15 protein-coding genes are annotated in these 19,353 nt (G+C 35.9%); 12 read left to right on the plus strand and 3 right to left on the minus strand.

Going from position 1 to position 19,353, the window contains the following annotated elements; translation table 11 throughout:
- Window positions 1–35: 35 nt before the first annotated feature.
- The 4 genes from ACQR30_RS00980 (at window position 36) to ACQR30_RS00995 (ending at window position 4,906) form a co-directional block, all read left to right on the plus strand.
- Complete coding sequence (locus tag ACQR30_RS00980) at window positions 36–983, plus strand: nucleotidyl transferase AbiEii/AbiGii toxin family protein (protein WP_429729984.1); 948 nt, start codon at window positions 36–38, stop codon at window positions 981–983.
- Window positions 984–1,182: 199 nt separating this feature from the next.
- Complete coding sequence (locus tag ACQR30_RS00985) at window positions 1,183–2,103, plus strand: DUF5655 domain-containing protein (protein ID WP_429729987.1); 921 nt, start codon at window positions 1,183–1,185, stop codon at window positions 2,101–2,103.
- 34 nt (window positions 2,104–2,137) lie between these two features.
- A complete protein-coding gene (locus tag ACQR30_RS00990; RefSeq protein ID WP_429729989.1) occupies window positions 2,138–3,721 on the plus strand; it encodes a type I restriction-modification system subunit M in 1,584 nt (527 codons plus the stop codon).
- Between the two features lie 45 nt (window positions 3,722–3,766).
- On the plus strand, window positions 3,767–4,906 hold the full coding sequence (locus ACQR30_RS00995) for a restriction endonuclease subunit S (protein ID WP_429729991.1): 1,140 nt from the start codon (window positions 3,767–3,769) through the stop codon (window positions 4,904–4,906).
- 4 nt (window positions 4,907–4,910) lie between these two features.
- Here the strand turns inward: ACQR30_RS00995 and ACQR30_RS01000 are convergent, their stop codons facing one another.
- Window positions 4,911–6,158: a restriction endonuclease subunit S gene (locus tag ACQR30_RS01000; RefSeq protein WP_429729993.1), complete on the minus strand. Its 1,248-nt coding sequence runs from the start codon at window positions 6,156–6,158 to the stop codon at window positions 4,911–4,913.
- Window positions 6,159–6,243: 85 nt separating this feature from the next.
- Between ACQR30_RS01000 and ACQR30_RS01005 the strand changes: the two genes are divergently transcribed.
- The gene (locus ACQR30_RS01005) at window positions 6,244–7,170 is read left to right on the plus strand and encodes a tyrosine-type recombinase/integrase (RefSeq protein WP_429729996.1); all 927 of its coding nucleotides are present in this window, start codon (window positions 6,244–6,246) and stop codon (window positions 7,168–7,170) included.
- A gap of 24 nt (window positions 7,171–7,194) precedes the next feature.
- Window positions 7,195–10,113 (plus strand): type I restriction endonuclease subunit R, encoded by a 2,919-nt coding sequence (locus tag ACQR30_RS01010; protein WP_429729999.1) that lies wholly within the window; start codon window positions 7,195–7,197, stop codon window positions 10,111–10,113.
- Between the two features lie 73 nt (window positions 10,114–10,186).
- On the opposite strand, the gene ACQR30_RS01015 is transcribed toward ACQR30_RS01010, so the two are convergent.
- On the minus strand, window positions 10,187–10,693 hold the full coding sequence (locus ACQR30_RS01015; protein ID WP_429730002.1) for an ATP-binding protein: 507 nt from the start codon (window positions 10,691–10,693) through the stop codon (window positions 10,187–10,189).
- A gap of 175 nt (window positions 10,694–10,868) precedes the next feature.
- Between ACQR30_RS01015 and ACQR30_RS01020 the strand changes: the two genes are divergently transcribed.
- The 6 genes from ACQR30_RS01020 to ACQR30_RS01045 all read left to right on the plus strand — a co-directional run bounded on the left by ACQR30_RS01020 (window position 10,869) and on the right by ACQR30_RS01045 (window position 17,466).
- Complete coding sequence (locus tag ACQR30_RS01020; protein WP_429730004.1) at window positions 10,869–11,900, plus strand: tyrosine-type recombinase/integrase; 1,032 nt, start codon at window positions 10,869–10,871, stop codon at window positions 11,898–11,900.
- 71 nt (window positions 11,901–11,971) lie between these two features.
- On the plus strand, window positions 11,972–12,820 hold the full coding sequence (locus ACQR30_RS01025; protein ID WP_429730007.1) for a DUF4435 domain-containing protein: 849 nt from the start codon (window positions 11,972–11,974) through the stop codon (window positions 12,818–12,820).
- 389 nt (window positions 12,821–13,209) lie between these two features.
- Window positions 13,210–13,773, plus strand: coding sequence for a hypothetical protein (locus ACQR30_RS01030; RefSeq protein ID WP_429730010.1), 564 nt, complete (start codon window positions 13,210–13,212; stop codon window positions 13,771–13,773).
- Window positions 13,774–14,138: 365 nt separating this feature from the next.
- Window positions 14,139–14,846, plus strand: coding sequence for a DUF2071 domain-containing protein (locus ACQR30_RS01035; RefSeq protein ID WP_429730012.1), 708 nt, complete (start codon window positions 14,139–14,141; stop codon window positions 14,844–14,846).
- 240 nt (window positions 14,847–15,086) lie between these two features.
- On the plus strand, window positions 15,087–15,719 hold the full coding sequence (locus ACQR30_RS01040) for an HXXEE domain-containing protein (protein ID WP_429730015.1): 633 nt from the start codon (window positions 15,087–15,089) through the stop codon (window positions 15,717–15,719).
- Window positions 15,720–16,137: 418 nt separating this feature from the next.
- Window positions 16,138–17,466: an alpha/beta hydrolase family protein gene (locus ACQR30_RS01045; protein WP_429730018.1), complete on the plus strand. Its 1,329-nt coding sequence runs from the start codon at window positions 16,138–16,140 to the stop codon at window positions 17,464–17,466.
- A gap of 180 nt (window positions 17,467–17,646) precedes the next feature.
- On the opposite strand, the gene ACQR30_RS01050 is transcribed toward ACQR30_RS01045, so the two are convergent.
- Window positions 17,647–19,314: a RagB/SusD family nutrient uptake outer membrane protein gene (locus ACQR30_RS01050; protein ID WP_429730021.1), complete on the minus strand. Its 1,668-nt coding sequence runs from the start codon at window positions 19,312–19,314 to the stop codon at window positions 17,647–17,649.
- Window positions 19,315–19,353 lie beyond the last annotated feature (39 nt).

Consider the following 19,353-nt stretch of genomic DNA (forward strand, 5'->3'; position numbering starts at 1 on the left):
GATAACCGTTCCTAAAAATTTCGAAAATTAAAATAATGAAGAAAGACAGTGTTTACTATAAACAGGTACAACTTTTAGTACGAGTATTACCACTATTAGATAGTGAAAAGTGTTTCGCTCTAAAAGGAGGAACAGCCATCAATTTATTTTTTAGAGAATTACCACGGTTGTCGGTAGATATTGACTTGCTATATCTTCCTTCTGAAGGACGTGAAGAGGCTTTGATTAATATTCGTGCAGCATTAACACGTTTGAGTACATTAATAAAGAAGACAATTCCAGATATACGTATACAAAATACTCACGAACAAAGTGATGCACTACGTCTGATTCTTCAGTTAGGAGATGTTCGCATAAAAGTGGAATTATCTCCTGTAATAAGAGGAACTGTATTTCCAGAAGAGCGCATGGAGGTATGTGAAGTAGTAGAAAAAGAATTTGGTTATGCTGAAATCCAAGTTGCTTCATTACCTGATTTATATGCTGGAAAAATTTGTGCAGCTTTGGATAGACAGCATCCTAGAGATTTGTTTGATGTGAAGTTTCTCTTAGAGAACGAAGGTTTTACTGAGGATCTTCGTAAAACATTGTTAGTATTTCTCATAAGTCACCAACGACCTATGTCAGAACTGTTAGCTCCGCACAGAAAGGATATAGGGGATATTTATGTTTCTGAATTTGCAGATATGGCAGAAGTAAATATACCAATTGAAGAATTAGAGCAAACAAGGGAGCATCTTATTGATATTATCCATAAAAATATGACGGATAATGAAAGAAATTTTCTACTATCCTTTAAAGGTAGAAATCCCAATTGGGATTTATTGGGATTAGAAAACATAGATGAAGTTTCTAATTTACCTTCTGTTCAATGGAAACTAATGAATCTAAAAAATATGGATATTGTAAAGCATACAAAAGCTCTGGATAAATTGAAGACAGTTTTATATCCTATTAAAGAAGATAAACTTACGGATATATAATTCTCTATGTGTAATACAATTTACTATATTTACCACAACACTCTAAAGAATGGATGCCTTTAAAACCCTGCTATTCGGGATTTGAAATCCGGAATTTTCAACAAATAAATAAAAGACAGGGCGTATAAAACAATGGCATTGTGATTTCGGCACAACGAATATTAAGATATTGAATTATGAAATTGATATTATAAGCAAAATGGCAATTTATAAATTAGGACAAAAATTAAGCTTTATTAAAGAACTCCCTTTCAAGTTTGAAAAGGGAATTCAGTCGTTAGTCGAGAAGAATTTAAAATCACTTTTGAATCTTGAATTTATCCGTTCCGAGTTTGCGCTTAACAATTTCCGTATAGATACTTTAGCATTTGACGTGGAAAGTAAATCATTTGTAATTGTTGAATATAAACGGGATAAGAATTTCAGCGTAATTGATCAGGGATATGCATACTTATCTTTAATGCTAAACAACAAAGCAGATTTCATTTTGGACTTCAACGAAAACAATAAAACAACGCTCAAGCGCACAGATGTTGATTGGACACAATCAAAAGTGATTTTTATTTCACCGCAGTTTACAACCTATCAAAGAGAAGCAATAAATTTCAAAGACCTGCCGATTGAACTTTGGGAAATCAAACGGTTTGAGAATGATACGATTTCATTTGACCAGATTCAAAAGACATCGGCAAAGGAAAGCATCAAAACTATTTCGAGAAATGACAAAGCGGTTGAAGCCGTCAATAAAGAAGTGAAAGTATTTACCGAACAAGACCATTTACAAAAAGTCGATTTTGAAACGAGAGAACTTTACGAACAAGTAAAAGAGCGGCTTATGTCTCTTAGTGATAATGTTACAAACCAACCCAAAAAGCAAACAATCGGATTTAAAATCGACAATAATATTTTCTGCGACATTGTGTTACAGGGTAAGGGTTTAAAAATTTATTTAAACCTTAAAAGCGGCGATTTGCAGGATCAAAAGAAAATTGCAAGAGACGTTTCAAACGTTGGGCATTGGGGCAACGGTTCTTACGAAATAAAACTTACAGATTTGGATGATATTGACTATATCATCAGTTTATTAAAACAATCGCTACGAATTAATAAGAAAAAGTAAATTTAGTTTAAGATTTTATAATATTAGTTATTAGATGAGTGAAGATCAGAAAAGACAACTGGAGCAGCAACTTTGGAATATAGCAAATACGTTGCGCGGCAAAATGAATGCGGATGAGTTCCGCGACTATATTTTGGGTTTCATTTTCTACAAATACCTGAGCGAGAAAATGGAAATGTTTGCCAACAATATTTTAAAGCAGGATAAAATAAAGTTTCGGGATATAACGCCGAAAACACCGCAGGCTGTGGAATTTTTGGAAGCCATCAAAGAAGAGTCACTGGAAAAGCTGGGTTATTTTTTAAAGCCTGAAGAATTATTCGGAGAGGTGGCTGCCAGAGGCAAAGGAGGCAATAAAGAAGACGAAACTTTCGACGAAGCAAAAACAAACTTCATACTCAAAGACCTACAAAAAATCCTTATCAATATCCAGTTGAGCACGATGGGTACGGAAAGCGAAGAAGATTTTGACAATCTCTTTGAAGATATGGATTTGAACAGCACCAAGCTGGGTAAAACGCCTGAAGCCCGCAATGCCATTATTGCCAAAGTGCTTTCTCATTTGGATAAGATTGATTTTAAATTGGAAGATACCGAATCGGATGTTTTGGGCGATTCCTACGAATACCTGATTGCACAATTTGCCAGCGGCGCCGGTAAAAAGGCGGGCGAATTCTATACGCCGCAAGAAGTTTCTAAAATTCTCGCACAGATTGTTACCACGGGAAAGCACAAACTGAAATCGGTGTATGACCCAACTTGCGGCTCCGGTTCTTTGTTGTTGCGCGTGGCAAGGGAGACGAAAGTGGGAAATTTTTACGGACAGGAAATGAACCGTACCACGTACAACCTTGCGCGGATGAATATGATTTTGCATGGTGTGCATTACCGTGATTTTGACATCAAGCAGGAAGATACGCTTGAACGCCCGCAACATATCGACAAGCAATTTGAAGCAATTGTCGCCAATCCACCGTTTTCCGCTAAGTGGAGTGCCAATCCATTGCACCTGAGTGATGACCGATTCAGTCAGTACGGCAAGTTGGCTCCCTCCAGCAAAGCTGATTACACTTTTGTACAGCACATGATTTATCATTTGGCAGATAACGGAACAATGGCGATTGTATTACCGCACGGTGTTTTATTTCGCGGAGCGGCAGAATTGCATATCCGAAGATATTTAATTGAACAAAAAAATTATTTGGATGCCGTTATCGGTTTGCCGGCAAATATTTTTTACGGTACAAGTATTCCTACATGTATTCTGGTATTCAGTAAATGCCGTAAGGAAAACGAGAACGTATTGTTTATAGATGCAAGCCAGGGGTTTGAAAAAGTAAAAAACCAAAATGTTTTGCGAGAGGAACACATCAATAAGATTGTGGACACATATCGCAATCGCAAGGAGATTGAAAAGTACAGCCATTGCGCTACTTTACAGGAGATTGCCGATAATGATTATAATCTTAACATTCCTCGTTACGTGGATACTTTTGAGGCGGAAGAAGAAATCGATATTCATGCCGTGATGCAAGAAATAAAAACTTTGGAAGCCAAGCGTGCCGATTTGGATAAGCAGATAGATGTATATTTTAAAGAACTGGGATTATTTTTTTAATGGTTTGATCCTTAATGTTTACAGTTGAGAATAATAATAATCGAGATGAAAACAAAGAGTAACAATAAACGTAATGTTCCAAATTTGAGATTTAAGGAGTTTGGATATGATTGGGAACGGAAGACATTGGGAGAAGTGTTTGCCATTGGAAATGGAAGAGATTACAGACATTTAGATAAGGGGGAAATCCCAGTATTTGGGACTGGAGGAATTATGACTTATGTCAACTCATTTCTTTATGACGGTGAAACTGTTTGCATTGGAAGAAAAGGGACAATTGATAAGCCTCTATATTATAAGGGCAAAATTTGGACTGTTGATACATTGTTTTATACTCATTCCTTCATTAGTGCCGTTCCAAAATTTGTTTTCTATATTTTCCAATTAATAAACTGGAAAGAACACAATGAAGCATCTGGCGTTCCGAGTTTGTCAAAGAAAACAATTGAAGAAATAGAAATTCATTTGCCTTCGCTTCTCGAACAACAAAGAATCGCTTCTTTCCTTTCTTTAATTGATGGCAGAATCCAAACTCAAAACAAAATAATTGAAAATCTAAAAACCCAAATGTTGGGATTGCAAGAAAAGATTTTCAGACAAAAAATAAAATTAAAAAATAGTAATGGAAGATATTTTCCATTATGGAGCTTCAAAAAAGGAGGTGAATTATTTGAAAGTATTTCTAATAAAAGCCACAATTCTGATTTATCAATATTAGCGATAACCCAAGTTAAAGGAGCCGTTCCACGAGATTTAATTGATTATCAAATTATGGTTACTGAAAGAAGTATTGAAAGTTATAAAGTGGTGGAAATAGGTGATTTTATCATTAGTTTAAGAAGTTTTCAGGGAGGTATTGAGCATTCTGATTATAAAGGTATTTGTAGCCCCGCATATATTATTCTTAGAAACAAGATTGAGATTATGCAGAGCTTTTATAAATACTATTTTAAAACGCCCGATTACATTAAACTACTTAACAAAAAACTAGAAGGAATAAGAGATGGAAAGATGATTAGTTACAGTTATTTCGCTGAGATACTTATTCCATTTCCAGAATTAGAAGAGCAAAAGCAAATTGCTTTATTTTTGTCAAAAACAGACCAAAAAATCCAAACTGAAAAAGCAATTTTAGAGCAATTGGGAATACAAAAAAAATATCTGTTACAACAAATGTTTGTGTAGAAAATTATACAAACATTTGTTGCAGTAAAAACCTTTTCTGTCCTTCTAATTTTTGCAAAAGTTGGATTTCAATGTCAATTTTTGAGTCGATAGAGGAAAGGAATTCAGCGATTTTAGTTTGTTCCTTTAGCAGAGGGAAAACAACCATTGTTTTGCCCAATTCCGTTTGATTGATACTCGCTTGGCTTACAGCCTGATTGCAAATAGATTTAAAATAATTACGAATTTTTACGGTATTCAAGTAATAATAAAGGAATAATGGATTTAATCCATATTTACTTTTTATACATAATAAATTCATTCCATGATATAACTCTAAATCAAAATAAGCTATTGCCGTTTTCCCAATGTGAGAAACGCTATTGATATTACTTAATAAAATATCTCCCTTTTTGATTTTATAATCGTCAATATTTCCATCAAAGTCGATGTAACCAATTTTGTTTAGATTGATTGTACCATCACTGATTGTTTCAATTCTGGTTACTTTGTATCCATAAGAATTACAATTTTGGTCTTTACTTAATCCGCTTTTAATGTGGGCAATCTCTCCCAATTTCTTTTCTTCCCACTCTGGAAAAGAATTTCCGTTTTCATCTTTGAATCTCAATTGACAAGAAAATACTCTTTTAGTAACGGTAGCCTTTAGTACATTTAACTCCTTAATTATTTTGTTTTGGGTTTGAATACGTTCATCCAACAAGCTCAATAAAGGAGTGATTTTTTCTTGCTCATTTACAGAGGGAAATGATAATTCTATTTTTGAAATCCTTCTAGTATTGATGCTTAAAACCTTCGACCCTTGGGACTCTTTTTGAATTTGGGTTCTGACAGAATTAGATTTGAACAAATAACCATTAAAGCCCAAATGAAAAATACTTGATTTTGGTCTTCCTAATAAGGTGTGTAAACCTGATAATAATTTCTCGCCATTGACATTTATAATTTCGATACTTTTACCTACATCATTCAAATCTTCGGAAGCATCTGCAAATATGACATCTCCTTCTCTGCAATAATTTTCATCAGAGATTCTTACCACATTTATTTCGTCATTTATAAATGGGACTATTTCATTCGTAATATCAAATAAGGTTTGAAATTTAGTATGAATATCTCCGTAATGGATATTTTTTACAGTTCCTATTTCGTAATTCAAATTTTCACGAGAAAAGAAATTGGTTACTTTGAATTCCATGACTTCCCCCAACTTCTTAGTTTCCCATTCCTCAGTAAATTCAGTAAATCTCAAATTTGGAACATTACTGAATGTATATCCTTAAGTATTTCAAAAACTTTATTCATTTCCTTTGAGGTTTTTAAACTTAAAATCTGTTATGAACGAACAAAAGACAATTTCTGAAATCATTGAATTATGGAAAGCCGACAAAAAACTGTACATTAAGAAATCGAGCTATTCTGCTTACGTATTATTGCTTGAAAACCACATACTGCCGGTATTTGGGAGCAGCATGTCTGTAACAGAGAAAGATGCACAAAGTTTTGTATTTCAAAAGCTCGAGCAAGGATTGAGTCACAAAACCGTAAAGGACATTTTGATAGTGTTGAAGATGGTTTTAAAATTCGGTGCGAAACATAAATGGTTCGACTATCAACCGCTTGAGATACATTTTCCTACTGAACGGGAAAAACTAGTGATTGAAGTATTAAGCCGAACCAACCAGAAAAAAATAATGAATCATGTAAAGGAGCATTTCACATTCCGGAATCTGGGCGTTTATATTTGTTTAAGTGCAGGAATGCGTATCGGCGAAATTTGTGCACTTACATGGGAAGATATTAATACTGAAACAGGAATTATTCATGTGCGAAAGACCATACAACGTATCTACAATATTGAAAACGGTATTCGTAAAACAGAGCTTATTTTAGATACACCGAAAACAAAACATTCTATACGCGAGATACCGATGAGCAGAGATTTACTCAGAATGATCAAGCCGGACAAGAAAATTGTAAATAATTCTTTTTTTGTGCTGACCAACGATGCAAAACCCACAGAGCCTCGAACTTACAGAAGCTATTACAAAAAACTTATGGACGAATTGGGAATGCCTTCACTCAAGTTTCACGGATTGCGGCACAGCTTTGCTACAAGATGCATCGAAAGCAACTGTGATTACAAAACCGTCAGCGTTTTACTTGGGCATTCAAACATCAGCACAACATTAAATCTGTATGTTCATCCGAATATGGAACAAAAGAAAAAGACAATAGAACAAATGTTCAAAGGATTAAGGTAGAATTTAACTAACTTGGCATTCATTATGAGCAAGCAATCCGAACAAGTACTGGAAGAACAATTGATATCCCAATTACAAAAATTGGGGTATCAATATATTACGGTGGCAAATGAAACAGCCTTGTTAGCCAATTTAAAAACACAATTGGAGAAACACAATAAGATCTCACTTTCTACTGCCGAATTTGATAAAATATTGAATATACTCAATAAAGGTTCTTTATTTGAAAAAGCAAAAATTCTGCGGGAAAGACAACACATTATCAGGGATAATGGGGATAATCTTTATTTCGAATTTATACAGACAGAACATTGGTGCCAAAATGAATATCAAGTGACGAATCAGGTAACGATGTCCGGCAAATATGAAAATCGATATGATGTCACATTACTTATTAACGGATTGCCGTTGGTGCAGATTGAACTTAAGCGCAGAGGCTTAGAACTGAAAGAAGCCTTTAACCAAACCAATCGTTATCAACGCCATTCTTATGGTTCCGGAAATGCTTTGTTTCAATACATTCAATTATTCGTCATCAGTAATGGCGTAAATACAAAATATTTTGCCAACAATCCCAAACAGAGTTTCAAACAAACGTTTTATTGGACGGATGCCGAAAATAAACGGCTTACAAACATACTGAACGGCTTTACAGATACTTTTCTGGAGCCTTGTCACGTCAGTAAAATGATATGCAAATACATTGTTCTGAACGAGTCCTATAAAGTCCCGATGGCACTTCGTCCGTATCAGTTTTATGCTGTTGAAGCACTGATTGAACGCGTAAAGAACTCCACGAAAAACGGTTATATATGGCATACAACGGGTTCTGGAAAAACATTGACGAGTTTCAAAGCGAGCCAAATTTTAATGAATCTTCCGCAAGTACACAAAGTCATCTTTGTAGTGGACAGAAAAGATTTGGATTATCAGACAACCAGAGAGTTCAACAGTTTCAGTGAAGGTAGTGTTGACGGTACAGATAATACGAATAATCTTGTAAAACAATTTATTGGAACATACACAGATAAAAAAGGAGAAGCCAAAAATACCAAATTGATTGTTACGACTATTCAGAAACTCAACACAGCAATCAGCAAGATGAAGTATGAAAAGAAAATGGCGGATTTGAAAGGTAAACGTATTGTTTTCATATTCGACGAATGCCATAGGAGCCAGTTTGGAGAAACGCACGCTCGAATTAAAGAGTATTTCAATAATGCGCAAATGTTTGGCTTTACAGGCACACCTATTTTCGCAGATAATGCCAATAAAAATGAATTGGGCAAGCGAACGACTAAAGACCTTTTTGAAGACTGCCTGCACAAGTATGTTATTACAGATGCCATTAAAGATGAAAACGTATTGAAATTCTCTATAGAATACGTAGGGCGATATAGGCAAAAAGACAGTGCAACTGAAATTGATATTGAAGTGGAAGATATCGATACGCAGGAATTGATGGAAGATAAGAAACGATTGGATAAAATTGTTGATTATATTATTGCCCATCACAATCGAAAAACACATAACAAAGATTTTTCCGCCATGTTTTGTGTGGACAGTGTAAAAAGCCTTACGAAATACTATGATTTATTTAAGCAGAAAAAACAAGAAGGTAAACACAATCTGAATATCGCAACTATCTTCAGTTATGCTGCAAATGAAGATAATGCCGATGCAAACGGATTTTTACCTGAAGAATTGTCTATTGCAGAAGAGCCGAAGGTTTTATATGGTTTGGCGGCACATAGCCGTGAAAAACTGGATGAATATATTGAAGATTACAATCAGCTTTACGGTACAAAATATTCGACCAAAACCAGTCAAGATTTTTACAATTATTACAACGACATTTCCAAGAAACTTAAAGACCGCGAACGTCAACCGGAAAATGATAGTCACAGAATTGATATTTTATTAGTGGTCAATATGTTTCTGACCGGTTTTGATGCGAAAAAAATAAATACTTTATATGTTGATAAAAATTTGAAATATCATGGACTGATTCAGGCATACAGTCGAACTAATAGGGTTTTGAATGAAACAAAATCACAGGGCAACATCGTTGTTTTCCGCAATCTGAAAAATCGGACGGATGAAGCAATAACTCTTTTCAGTAATAAAGATGCTATTGAAGTTATCATCATGCAACCGTATGAAAATTATGTCATTGCCTTTGATACAGCATTTGAAAAGTTGACGGAAATAGTTCCGACACCTGACAGTGTCAACGGGCTTGTAACAGAAGAAGATGAATTGGATTTTATAAAGGCTTTCCGCGATTTAATGAGAATTACGAATGTGCTGACCACATTTTCTAACTTTAAGTGGGGAGATTTGAAAATGAGCGAACAACTTTTTGAGGATTACAAAAGTAAATACCTTGATTTGTGGCAAAAGGTAAAAGATAACCATAGGAAAGAGAAGGTTTCCATTCTGGAAGATGTGGATTTTGAATTGGAACTGATTCATCGGGATGAAATAAATGTGGCATACATTATTCATCTTTTAATAAAATTAAAAACAACAACGTCTCAAAGCAGAGCCGCCAAACAAACAGAAGAAGAAATATTTAATCTACTGAATACTGAAGCTGCTTTGCGTAGTAAGCGCGAATTAATCGAAAAATTCATACAGGAAAATCTTCCTGTCATTTCGGATGCCGATAATATTACTCCTGCATTTGAAAAATTTTGGAATGCGGAGCAGCAGAAAGAATTTTCAAAAATTGTGAAGGAAGAAAGCTTATCAGCCGAGCGCACGCAAAAACTTATTGAAGATTATCTCTTTGCAGAAAGAGAACCCTTACGTGATGAGGTTTTGGAACTTATTGAAGGCGAAAAACCAAGTTTGCTGCAACGGAAAATTTTAGGCGATCGAATTTTAAAAAGAATAATGGATTATATAAATACGTTTATAAACGGAATGAGCCTGAATTAGGTAGTAGGTAGTATTTCATAAAGTATCTAATTTGTAATTCGTTCATGAATTACAAATTTTTGTACCCACCCATTTATGAAATTATTTTCCAATAGCCCTCTTTTCTGCCGCCTGCTCGTTCCAATATTTTTGCCTCTCTGAGCTTGCGTATATTGTTTTCAATCGCCGTTATGCTTATGCCGATATTTTGCGCCACTTCTCTTGCCGATATTTTGGGGTTGCTATTTATTAAGTGTAATATTTTGATTTGCGTCGCAGAAAGTTCTTTACCCAATTCTTTACCCAACCCTTTACCCAACGCATGCTGTATATTTTCACCAGTTGCTTCGGCAGCCGGAAATATCATTCGAGTGAAATTCTCGGAGAAGCGAAAACACCTATGCCCGTAATAGGCTGTTATCCGCATAACACCCGTACCCAATTGCTCTACCATTTCTAAGTCTTTATAAACGCGCATCAACTCCTTGTTACGGGGAATGGAGTAACCGTCAAAAAATTCACTCCGGCTTAAACCTTCGGACAGAGAACCTGCCGAAGTAATTTCTATCCTGTCCGTAAATATTTCAAATTTAGGCGGCACTTCGCGCGTATAATCGTTATGTACAATCGCTTATGTAAACTAAAATATTATGTAAACGCTGCTCATCCTGCCGTTTACCACTGTTCTATTTCCGGCCCCTTAAACTCGATTCTTTACATAATTACTTTACATAATAATTGCCAAATTTGGGGTATTTAACCTCAAATTAGTAATTATGGAAGTAAAGCATCTGTCTGCACTGACTGCAGATTTCTTGGAAGTATTAAAAGCCTCCAAATACAGGCCGGCCTGTATTAAGAAGTGTGTCCATTCCTGGGAGCATCTTGACAGGTACATGATAAATTTAGGTATTACTATTTATAGTAGAGCAGTTGGGGAAGCCCATATTAAGGCTCGATTTGGCGATATACCTTATAACGATTATAAAAAATCAAGTAAAGATAGGATCCGTTATATCGAGATTCTTTCGGATTACTTGGAAAAGGGATCCTTTTCTGTCAAACGACTCATGATGCCGCCTATCACATTTATAAGTGACCTAGGTATTCCTTTTAATGAATTCATTGAATATGCCATAGCTGAAAAGCGTCCAGCATCAACGGTTCAGCGTTACAAAGAACGAATTAAAAACCTTTATCTCTTTCTGCAACAGACACAAAGAGTCGTATCAGATATCGATGCACCATCTATAATGCAATTTTTGTCTCACTTAAATAAAACAGTTAATGGTGAAGTAAATAAAAATAATACGATCATGACCATTAGAGTATTCCTGCGATATCTGTGTGAAAGAAAGTTATTAGTGAACAATTACCCTAAATACTGGAATTCTATATTGCAATTAAGACAGATAAGACAACCTAAAATACCATCTGTATATTCTTGTGAAGAAATAGAAAGATTGATAAAAATAATCGATCGGAGTAGCCCGCAAGGTAAGCGTGATTATGCGATGATCTTACTTGCTGCGCGATATGGGTTACGCGTCTCTGATATTATTGGGCTGCGTTACTGTAATCTAGATTGGACAACCAACCGCATTATTCTTGTACAGCGAAAGACAGGGAAGAAAATAGATCTGCCACTCTCAGAAGAAATGGGAAATGCGATTATAGACTATTTAAAGTTTGGATGCCCTGTTATTGATGCGCCTTATCTATTTATTAAGGCCAATGCTTTAAAAAACAAGTACAATTGTCAAAAAACAAAATATATAAATATTTCTGTGAAAGCCAATAGGTGTTAAGGTTTCAGCGAGTAACTAGAACTAACTTTTAACAACTGGAAGGGCTATTTTTCGAGCTCTTAATTATGAGCATGGGCTTTCCAGAATTATTTGATTCATTTTTAGCAGGACAGGACATTTTCTATGCTCAGTTTAATGATATTGAATTTTACATTGAGGATACCGAGCAAGAGCATTTGTATTATAATGTTCTTAAAATATTATTTCCTAATATTAAGTTCAATAAAATATTTCCATTAAACGGTAAAGGTAACGTCATTACAGAATCTCAATCTAACGTTGTCAACAAGAAAAAGGTGTTTGTAGTGGATTTGGACTTTGACCATATTTTAGGAACAAAGGTTAATCACCCGAATTTATTCTATCTCAAAAAATACTCAATAGAAAATTGCTTAATCTCTAAAAAAGCCATTTATGAACTAATAAGGCTTAAGGACTCTAAACTAAAAGACAGCGACATAGATCAACTTTTTGATTATAACGACTTACTTAGTAAAACGGCAGATTGTTTAAGCGAAATTGCTTCTTCTTTCATTCTAATTCAGCAACACTCATTGGGACTTTCTTACTATGGATTAAACACAAATCGAAACTTTGATTTTGCTGGAGCCTCTCCAGTCTATCGACTCAATTTTATTTCCGACTACCTATCATCCGTTGAAAATACATTAAAGACGAAAAAGAAAAGTTATACACTAAGAGCGCAAATACGAAAATTAAAAACATATTTCAACACAATAATTAATGCCTTATCAAATATACCTGGAAAATATATTCTTTTATTCATTAAAGACCGTTTACAAGCTTTAAACTTAATCATACAAATGAATGTGGACTCTTTCACTTATGCATTATCAAAGGACTTTTCTGGAAATGAATTAAATTATTTAAAGACTTCGATTACAAACTATATAACATGATAAATCTGCTGCTAATAACTGTGCTTTCATTTTTTGCCCGTTGGGCAAAACGAAAGCTCTGTTGAACGGAATCTTTGGTAGCCATCAGCTTTATGGAGTTTTTGAAAGTAGCTAAAAAGTAGTAGAAAAATATTATTTTTAAACATTCAAAAGAATTATAACGTAATAGAATTACCGAAAAAGTGCTTTTGAGATTTGAACTTATTTTAAAAACCAATATTATAGAAAAGAACAGTTGGATATTTTGTCCCCAATAGCGTCTTACGGCGACATCGGTCGATAAAAAAGTATACCGCAAAGCCACATCATAACTTTCAAGGTGGGGCTTTTAAAATGGGCTTTACGGATACTTTTCTATGAGTTGTGCGTCACTTATAAAAACCTCGCAAATGTTTAAAAAAATCATTTTATTTGTCTTGTACCTGACATTCTTGGTGTCTTGCTCAAAAAGTGACATATCGTCTAATAATACAGTGGTCGGAACCTGGATATTTACAAATCAAACTATCAATTCGTATGCTTATCCCGCAGTTTTGACAAATAGCCCTTTTCCTATCCAAAATTCTACATCATCAACAACATTGGACAGCATTAAAATAACTTTTGACAATAGTGGTAATTATACATTTCGGAATTTTCATTTGCCTATTGACAATGGAAAATATACTATTGTTCAAGATAGTTTCATCATAATTAAGCCCGACACGGCAGCTTTCATAAAGTTCAATTATTCATTGCCTTCATTTACGACAGGTACTGGCAACCAGCCCCCGTCAGGCTATTCACCATACACTAATTTTCACTTTTCTACGGACACGATATTGTTCAAAAAATCGACCAATAATAATATCACTTTTTCGGGAACCTGGTTGACAAAAGCAACTAGCCCAATACTACCAAGCAATGACACATTAATACTAAACCAATCCTTAAACTATTTTAGGCGACAATAAGCGGCATAAAGAATTTACGAATGGAAATGAGTATATAAACGACACCACAATAAATTTCAATCAACAAAAAAGGATTAATAATAAATTATTGTGATGGCAATGACTTTCATAGAGAAAATATTCATTAATTGATAATTATCCAACAAGAATAAGTTTGACAATTAGTGAAAAAAGCAATAAAGTAAATTATGAACGAATTGAAGATTAGAAGCCCTACAGACAACAATCGGTTTGGCTGACCGTCAAAGACTCAATTTCGGTAATTCTATTTAACTTTACTACAAAATTCAACTGACGGTTCGCCATTGCCGCACCATCGCAAAGCCACCGCCGTTACCTGCAATGGTAGAAATCCCGACACGACAATGAAAATTCCAACAATACACGGATATATCGACAGAAGAGTTTTAATCAACTTCACGGCTGACCCAAAAGCAGTAGAGAAAATTATTCCATTTCCTTTTAGGCCAAAAATATATAAAGGCAAAGCTATTGTTGGAATTTGCCTTATCAGGCTTAAAAATATAAAACCAAAAGGCTTTCCTGACTTTATTGGCGTAAATTCAGAAAATGGTGCACACCGAATTGCGGTGGATTGGGATGAAAACGGTGTGACAAAATCAGGCGTTTACATTCCTCGCAGAGATACTTCGTTAAAACTAAACACTCTTGTTGGTGGACGGATATTTCCTGGTAAACATTCCTACGCAAAATTCAACGTAGAAGAAAAAAATGGGAATTATCATATTGACTTTAAAAGTTCAGACGACACTGAAATATTAATTGATGCAAATGAAACGGAGTTATTTAATGACAAATCGATTTTTGGAACATTAGAAAATGCTTCTGGCTTTTTTGAAAATGGCGACCTCGGTTACTCTCCAAACAAAGACAAATTTGACGGACTAAGATTGAAAGCGTATAACTGGAAAGTAACACCGCTTGAGGTTTCAAAAGTCAGATCTAGTTTTTTTGAAAATGAGGAAATTTTTCCAAAAGGTTCGGTAATTTTTGACAATGCTTTATTAATGACCAATATTGAACACGAATGGAAAAGCGAAGCGGGCAAATAACCACTTGCGGCTAATAATTGAGTTTTCATTTTGCTCAGAGAGAGATGAAAACCCTGTTGAACTAGGCTTTGGTAACCATTTCTGTATGGAGTTTTTGAGAGTAACTAAAAGCAGTATACATTGCTTATTATTTGGGTTTAGCACCCGAGACACTTAGCCGACTTTAAAAGTATTGCGTATAATCAATATTTGCTGCTCATTGACGTGCTAATTTTACCAACTAATTTAGAACAAAACAAAATGAATTTCTTACGCAAACATTGGTTCGACCTTGGTGGCTTATTCGCAATTATTACTGCTTTAGGTGTATTTTACTTTTATTCCTCAATGACAAACTATCAACTATTAATGTGGTTGAGTTTGGTATCGCTATTTCTACATCAACTTGAAGAATACAGAATACCGGGAACATTTCCCGGTATGGTTAACAGGGCTATGTATAATAGCGACATACCAGACAGGTATCCATTAAATTCAAACACCTCATTTTATGTGAATGTGTTCGTTGGTTGGGTGCCTTATCTACTTGCCGCAATAATGGGAGAAAAAGCAGTATGGTTAGGAATTGCGACCATTATAGTATCACTCGGAAATACTGTAGCACATACAACTGTTTTCAACATAAAAGGCAAAACAATTTACAATGCAGGACTTGCAACAAGCTGGTTGTTGTTTGCTCCTTGCATTTATTTCTTCTTTACAATAATTTACAAGGACAATTTGGTTACCCTGACTGATTATCTTATTGGTGTTCCATTGGGAATTATCTTAAATGTGGTTGGTATCATAAAACTAATAGACTGGTTGGCAGACAAAAATACAAGCTACATTTTTGAGCAACGCAACGTACTTCCGCAAGACCGAAAAAAGTAAGGCAGCCTCTAATAATCAGGTTTTCGTTTTGCCCAACGGGTAAGAAATGAAAACCCTGTTGAACAGGACTTTTGGTAGCCATTCGCTTTATGGAGTTGTCGTAAATATTTCTTTGTTGGGCGGGCAGGCAGGCAGAACGCCTGCTTTATTTTATTAAATATAAATGGAATGCTTTATTTTGTAACGGTAAAACAATTGTGAGAGAGGAAATGAGAATCGAAATGAGAATGAGTAAAACTGCCAATATCTTCTCAAATTTAAGATATGTATGCAGATTCTGACGGCACACCAGAATCTACAACAAAATGATTTACTACTTTGTTTCTTTTGAGTATTTTGCTTTATTTGCAGTTAAATTATTCTACGAAACTCTTAATACATTCTAGTGCGAAATATTATACTTCTATTTTTTTTAATAATGTGCGGCCTTGATGGCTTTGCCGCTAATGGAAAGTGGGAAAGCAAGGTGACAGACGACAGCATTACCTATAGCGTAACTGAAGCTAAAACACCTTTGAAAGATTTTGTCGGAAACTATGTAACCGTCGTATACCTTGAAAATCTGAACATCAAAAAATTAGGCCGAAACAGTAACGGGCAGGATGTGGTCTGGTTGCTGGCCCAAGGTTACCGGGTGATCCAGCTCAATTATGACAGAAATCAGCATGCTGTTTCACCGAATATCAATGCCGACATTATCGCTATCAATCAAGCCATTGCTGCCGGCAATTTTTGCGGCTGTAGTAACTGCTCGCATTATCAGTCCTATATTCTGTTCGAGGGGTACCGCATTGCACGCAATGTACCTTATTTTAAAGACGATCCAACCGTATATAACACACCCGAGGAATATAAAAACGGTGATAGCCTGAATATGGACATTGTTTACCCTGCTAATTCTGCAAGGGCCGTGCCGGTGGTACTGGAGTTCTCCTACAGCAACAGCTATGCTACCTATGATGCAGATAAAAAGCAACTGACCGATGCTGGTAAAAACCAGCGACTGAAGCTGGAATATACGCTGTCGGCATTTAAAGATTCTTTTTTGGAGGGAGCGCCGGGCGCGGGCATGGGCTGGGCCATTGCTGATCATCCCAAATATTGTCCCTGGGGCAAAGGCAAACCTGTGAACGGACGAAACGATACTTATAAATCATACGAAACCAATCCTGATGCGGCCCGTAAGGTACGGTCGGCTGTACGGACTCTGCGCAAAATAGGTAAGCGCCTGGGCTTATCCGGTAAAATAGGCATCTTCGGTTTTTCACGTGGCTCCACAGCGGGCTCTATGGCGATTGGAGACAGAAAAGTACAGGCAATTGAAAACGCTGGTTTTAACATCGGTGTATCCGACAAAGTGCAGGCAGCCGCGCTCGGCCCAGGCGTGTTTGACTATACCCTGATATATGACAGCCCTGATAAAGGAGATGCCAGCCTTAAAACCCGCTGTGTATGGGCCTGGGGCGAACTGAGTAAAAATTACGCTAAGTGGCAATCAATGGGTTCTGCTTATCTGGTAAAGTCGGCCGCTACAGCGCCCGTAATCTTTTTTTACAATACCGATGACGAACAGTATTACCAATACCAAATAGCACACCTAAAAGCGAAACTGGATTCCTTGCATGTGCCAACGTCGACATTAGTTAATTACGGACATGGTCATGCTGTACCTCAAACTGCCGCCTCGTTAAGCCGGCTTTACCAATTTTTTCAGCAATACTTATTGCCACCCGCGGTAAGAAAGTAATTTGTTTAGCCCATTTACAAGTCTCTTTATAATGCTGCATTGTCGCCAAGCGGGCAAACAATTGATATAGGTTTATGCTGCTGCAATGTCTGAGCAGACAAAATTTCCTGACTTTGACAATAAAGATTGAGCTTATCGCATTACTCTTATTAATAAAAATAGTTCCCCGCAAGCAAAATGCTACCATTTAAAGGGTAAATACCAATTATCTTTATTCATTAATTTCGCTCTTACCGAAGCAGCATTGCCATTATTTTCTTTGAGCAATTTTTGGTAAACTTTATCCGCCAAATACGCCGGGTCATTACGCCTCAAAGCTATTCTTAAGAGATCGGACCAGCGCTCGCCTTCAAAGGCCAATTCAAGCGCTCTTTCATCAGTAATATTATTCTCAATAGAGAGCGTGCTATCTCCTACAACTGGCACACTATATAAGTTTGCCCTGCCTCTTATTCCTGCATTTAGAAACCAGTCTCCGGCAATACTAGGGTTAGAAATCTTCCTTGCATCAAAAATATAAGGCGCACCTTCATCTATCAACGCATTTCCCAGTGAAGCCTGGATACCCTGATTCAGAATCGCATTAGCAATATCATGATGACCATCTCTATTGACTGCTTCTGCAAAGTCCAGATGCAGTTCGGCGGCTCTATATAAAAACCATTTCTGGGCAGTAGCAGCGTATTGATACTTCATAACTTCCGGCTGCCCATTAATCATATTGTAAGAAAATATAGGACCTCTCGCATCATACGAAAAATTGTTTTTCTGCGTTTGCGCATTCCAATTATCTATAGCTGCCTTGGATGGTTTCAAAAGATATTTGCCTTGACTACTTGAAAATAATTGCGAAAAAGGATCTTCGGGTTTGAAAAGGGAATTATAGGGTAAATACCAGATCCATTCTCTGTCAAAAAGCGCATCTTCGCTTCTTGCAAAAATGGAACGCCAGCCTTGACTATTATTATTCACCAGGCTGCCTTCATTTAACTCTTGATAGCGAATATAGCTGACAGCCAGGTCATTATTATCGGCTTTAGATGCACCCGTTAGTCTATAGGTATAAAAATCACCCACTCCGCCCGTTTCCATTACTGATTTGAAAGCAACGGCTGCATTATGATAATCCTCTCCTTTGCCTCTCCATAGATACAATTGACCCAGCAGCACTTGCTTATTAATAAAGAACTTGTTGGTCGTATAACCGTCTACGGTAGTCATCAGACTAGTTCCTGTTGGATAAGGCAATTGAAAAGATAATTGTTCTTGCACTTTTATTAAAGAGTCAATTAAATTATCAAAACTAATAGGAACATAACTGGAAGAGTTGACTAGACTTTTGAGTGTATCAAGATTGGGAATATCACTGGTAATATAGGGCACCTTTCCGTACTGAATACCCAGTTGCAGATATACCCATGAACGAATAGAGGCAACATCTGCATAGCGCACATCGTAATCTGCCTGAAGGAGGTTTTTATCTCTCAACATGATATCAAAATGATGCAAAATATCATTGCAGCTCAAAATGACCTTATAATAAGGTTTAGGGTCGATGTAAGGATTATCGATTTTTGCGCTATGATTCTCGATTTCTCTTAAATTTTCATCGGCATTAGGCGTAACCGTAATTAAATCGGCTCGCAACTCGTTTAACACAACATGCTGCCCCGCAAGTTGTAGGAACTGACCATATAATCCTATAATAGCTGCATCAGCATCGTAAACATTTTGATACATATTCTTTGCTTCTACCACATCTTGTGCATTAACGTCGATAAGCTTTTTACAAGATAAACTTGCAAATAGTATTATGCAGAGAACAAATAATTGATTTAGTATTTTCATTATTTCGTTTTTTTTACCAGAAATAGACTGCTTATTTAC

Source organism: Arachidicoccus sp., assembly GCF_050436765.1.
GTDB lineage: Bacteria > Bacteroidota > Bacteroidia > Chitinophagales > Chitinophagaceae > Arachidicoccus.

Bases quoted from the DNA above. Each gene is read 5' to 3' on its own strand.
- ACQR30_RS01035 (WP_429730012.1), top strand. From the start codon at position 14,139: ATGAAAATTCCAACAATACACGGATATATCGACAGAAGAGTTTTAATC.
- ACQR30_RS01040 (WP_429730015.1), top strand. From the start codon at position 15,087: ATGAATTTCTTACGCAAACATTGGTTCGACCTTGGTGGCTTATTCGCA.
- ACQR30_RS01030 (WP_429730010.1), top strand. From the start codon at position 13,210: ATGTTTAAAAAAATCATTTTATTTGTCTTGTACCTGACATTCTTGGTG.
- ACQR30_RS00980 (WP_429729984.1), top strand. From the start codon at position 36: ATGAAGAAAGACAGTGTTTACTATAAACAGGTACAACTTTTAGTACGA.
- ACQR30_RS01020 (WP_429730004.1), top strand. From the start codon at position 10,869: ATGGAAGTAAAGCATCTGTCTGCACTGACTGCAGATTTCTTGGAAGTA.
- ACQR30_RS00985 (WP_429729987.1), top strand. From the start codon at position 1,183: ATGGCAATTTATAAATTAGGACAAAAATTAAGCTTTATTAAAGAACTC.
- ACQR30_RS01045 (WP_429730018.1), top strand. From the start codon at position 16,138: ATGTGCGGCCTTGATGGCTTTGCCGCTAATGGAAAGTGGGAAAGCAAG.
- ACQR30_RS00995 (WP_429729991.1), top strand. From the start codon at position 3,767: ATGAAAACAAAGAGTAACAATAAACGTAATGTTCCAAATTTGAGATTT.
- ACQR30_RS01010 (WP_429729999.1), top strand. From the start codon at position 7,195: ATGAGCAAGCAATCCGAACAAGTACTGGAAGAACAATTGATATCCCAA.
- ACQR30_RS01050 (WP_429730021.1), bottom strand. From the start codon at position 19,314: ATGAAAATACTAAATCAATTATTTGTTCTCTGCATAATACTATTTGCA.
- ACQR30_RS01025 (WP_429730007.1), top strand. From the start codon at position 11,972: ATGGGCTTTCCAGAATTATTTGATTCATTTTTAGCAGGACAGGACATT.
- ACQR30_RS00990 (WP_429729989.1), top strand. From the start codon at position 2,138: ATGAGTGAAGATCAGAAAAGACAACTGGAGCAGCAACTTTGGAATATA.
- ACQR30_RS01005 (WP_429729996.1), top strand. From the start codon at position 6,244: ATGAACGAACAAAAGACAATTTCTGAAATCATTGAATTATGGAAAGCC.